Annotated in this window: 1 protein-coding gene; it reads left to right on the forward strand. The window is 43.6% G+C overall.

All coding sequences use genetic code 11. From position 1 onward, the window contains the following. Positions 1–397, forward strand: a 397-nt coding sequence (locus BTA35_RS17370; protein ID WP_139363760.1) for a type II secretion system protein GspK, incomplete at both ends; no start/stop codon positions are given.

A 397-nucleotide genomic window follows, 5' to 3' on the forward strand; every position in this document is an offset into this window, starting at 1 on the left:
GCCCATGCACAACTTAAGTGAAGCTTTTTTACTGAACCAAATCGACCCACAAAGCTTGGCAGAGCTACCCAGCGTGATAACGGCCTTGCCTATGGCTAGCTTACATAACTTAAACCTAGTTTTACCTGAAGTAATGGCTGCACTGTTTCAAACCAGCAGTGAACAGGCCAAACGTTGGCTGCTCGAACGGGAACAAACTCCTATCAGCAATGTGTCAGAGTTTTTAAGTCGCCATCAGCTAAAACCTGAGCTAGCCAAATTGTTCTCAACCCGAAGCCAATATTTCCAACTGAATATTAAAGTACAGATTGAGACGCAAACTGTTTATCTTAGAAGCCTAGTACAGCGTGATTTAAAAACAGGTGAGCTACAGGTTTTAGCACGTAACACTCAGCCT

The organism is Oceanospirillum linum (assembly GCF_001995095.2).
In the GTDB taxonomy this organism is placed as follows: domain Bacteria; phylum Pseudomonadota; class Gammaproteobacteria; order Pseudomonadales; family Halomonadaceae; genus Oceanospirillum; species Oceanospirillum linum.